The sequence below is a fragment of the Streptomyces sp. NPDC060198 genome, from assembly GCF_042728415.1.
Lineage (GTDB): Bacteria > Actinomycetota > Actinomycetes > Streptomycetales > Streptomycetaceae > Streptomyces.
In genome coordinates, this window is sequence record NZ_JBHWZJ010000598.1 from 1 (window position 1) to 2,734 (window position 2,734).

The 2,734-nt window shown below is 75.5% G+C and carries 2 protein-coding genes; both read left to right on the forward strand.

The window, feature by feature from the left end; translation table 11 throughout:
- Positions 1-314: 314 nt before the first annotated feature.
- Positions 315-932, forward strand: coding sequence for a DUF4126 domain-containing protein (locus tag ACFWEP_RS33910; RefSeq protein ID WP_387376040.1), 618 nt, complete (start codon positions 315-317; stop codon positions 930-932).
- Positions 933-1,020: 88 nt separating this feature from the next.
- Positions 1,021-2,538, forward strand: coding sequence for a phytoene desaturase family protein (locus ACFWEP_RS33915; RefSeq protein WP_387376043.1), 1,518 nt, complete (start codon positions 1,021-1,023; stop codon positions 2,536-2,538).
- Positions 2,539-2,734: the final 196 nt, after the last annotated feature.

A 2,734-nucleotide genomic window follows, 5' to 3' on the forward strand; every position in this document is an offset into this window, starting at 1 on the left:
GGTGGAGTTCGATCCCCCTCGAACTCCACCGGACCGGCGTCCCGCGAACTGCCGCAAGAGCTTTCCCCCGTGGCCCCGGTCCCCCGTGGCCCCTGGCTCCTGCGTCGTGCGCCCCCGTTGTGTCAAAGACACGGACCGTCCGCCGCCCCGTGCCGGCGGTCCGGGCACCGCGCCCCTTCCATGCCCCCACTCTTCCGTCCGAGCGGGTGGCGGCCCATCCGCACACCTACTCATCCGAGGCACTGGGTACGCGTACTCAGACCTGTGTGCGGGAGCCCATCCGCAGCCGCCGCGGGGTGGCTACGATCGCCTCCGTGTCCGTACTCCCCTTGGTCTTCACGAGCGGCTGGGCGAGCGGGATCAACGCGTACGCGGTGGTCCTGCTCCTCGGCGTCTTCGGCGCGACCGGCCTCACCGACGAGGTCCCCGCGTCCCTGCAGCGCACCGACGTTCTCGTCGTGGCCGCGCTGCTCTTCCTGCTGGAGGCGGTGGCGGACAAGATCCCGTATCTGGACACCGCCTGGGACACGGTGCACACCGTGGTCAGGCCGGTCTCCGGGGCGGTCGTCGCCGCGCTGCTGGCGGGCGACTCCGGATCGCTGCCGGAGCTGGCGGCGGGGGCGGTCGGCGGTTCGACGGCGTTGCTGAGCCACCTGGTCAAGGCCGGTACGCGCATGGCGGTCAACACCTCCCCCGAGCCGTTCACCAACGTGGTGGTCAGCACGGCGGAGGATCTCGGCGTGGCGGGGATCATCACCTTCGCGATATTCCATCCGGTGGCGGCGGCCTCCGTCGCGGCGGTGCTGCTGGCGCTCGGCCTGCTGGCGCTCTGTCTGCTCGCCTCCCGCATCCGCCGCTACCTCCGCCGCCGGGCGCAGCGGCGGCAGGAGCGGGAGACGGCCGGAGTCGGCCGGCGCTGGCCGTACGGCTGACCGGCGTACGGCTGACCTCCCGGCCGGCCCCGGCAGGCGGCGCGACCTGGCGCCCGGGCGTCGGCCGGTGGTCGATACAGTCACCGGCATGGCACGAATTGCGGTGATCGGCGCCGGGACGGGCGCCATGGCGGCGGCTGCCCGGCTCGCGGTGGCAGGCCACCGGGTGACGGTGTACGAGCGGTCGGACACGTACGGCGGCTCCCTCGGGCGGCATGAGCGGGACGGCTTCGTCTTCGACACCGGTCCGGCCCTGCTGCACCTGCCGGCCGTGCAGCGGGACCTCTTCGTCAAGACCGGCAAGGAGTCCCTGGAGCAGCGGGTGACGCTGACCCAGGTCGATCCGGCGAGCCATCACGTCTTCGCGGACGGCACCCGGGTCTCGCTGCCCCATGCCTCCCGGGCCGGAGTGGTCGCCGCCCTGGAGGGGGCGCTCGGCGGGGGCGCGGGAGCCCGGTGGGGCGAGTTCCTCGACCGGGCCCGGGATGCCTGGGACCGCTCGCGCCGGCCGCTGCTGGAGGAGCCGTTGCGGCCGGACTGGCAGGTGCTCGGCCGTGACCCGTACCCGGCCGTCCGGACGCGTCGGCTGCTGCGCGGAGCCCGGCAGGCCGCCACCCTGGCCGAGGTCGGCGCGTGGGAGCTGGCCGATCCCCGGCTGGCCGCCCTGCTCGACGGCTGCGCCCTGTCGTACGGCCTCGACCCGCGCGAGGCTCCGGCGAGCGCCGCGCTGCTGTCGTACATGGAGGAGACCTTCGGCACCTGGTACGTGGCGGGCGGGATGCGGGCGCTGGCCGACGCGCTGTACGAGCGGTGCCTGGCGCGGCGGGTGGAGTTCGTGTTCGGCGCCGAGGTGGTCAGGGTCGTGGAGAAGGACGGCCGGGCGGCCGGGGTGGAGCTGGCGGACGGTACGCCGGCCGAGGCCGACCACGTGGTCTTGGGCGTACGGCCCCGCCCGGACCTGGTGCCGGGGACGGCCCTGTGGGCGGACGGGGATGTTCCGGTGCAGCCGCACCCCGGGGCCGGGCGGCTGCCGGGCCGCTTCGTGGTGATGCTCTCGCTGCGCGGCGGCCGGGACACCGGGGCCCCGCACCGGACGGTGGTGCACGCGCCGGACGGGGCGGCGGAGCAGGAGGCGCTCTTCGCCGGGCGGCCGGCCGAGGTCCCCACGGTCACCGTGCTGCGCCCGGACGACCCGGCGACCCGGCCGGACGCGGACCACGAGGCGGTGACGCTGGTGGCCACGGTCGCCCCGCACGGCCCGGTGGACTGGAACGACCCCGCGTCGCGCGAGCGGTACACCGCGACGGTGATCGCCGCCGCCGCGAAGGCGGTCCCCGGGCTGCGCGAGCGGGTCCTGGACACCGAGGTGCGCACCCCCGCCGAGACCGAGGCGCAGACGGGGGCCGCCGGCGGTTCGGTGCCGCCACCCGCACTGGCGGGAGCCGCGGGGGCCCGGCTGCACGCGGCCAACCGCACCCGGCTGCCGGGGCTGTACCTGGCGGGCGGCTGGTCGCACCCCGGTGGCGGTCCCGCGCACGCCGGGATGTCGGGCGCCCTGGTCGCCGGACTGATCGTCGAGGGCGACGGCTTCAAGGGATCGCAGTGAACCAGGCTCGATGAGCCGGGCTCGATGACCCGGGCTCGATGACCCGGGCTCGATGACCCGGGCGCGCGACGCGGCCGGGACGACAGCTGCGTGCGCCCCCTCAACCCGGGGGGGGGGCCGCCGGGGCGGGGGGGGGGGGGGGGGAGTAACCGGTCCAGTGTGTTTTTAAAAAAAGACCCAGGCGCCCCAAGTAGGG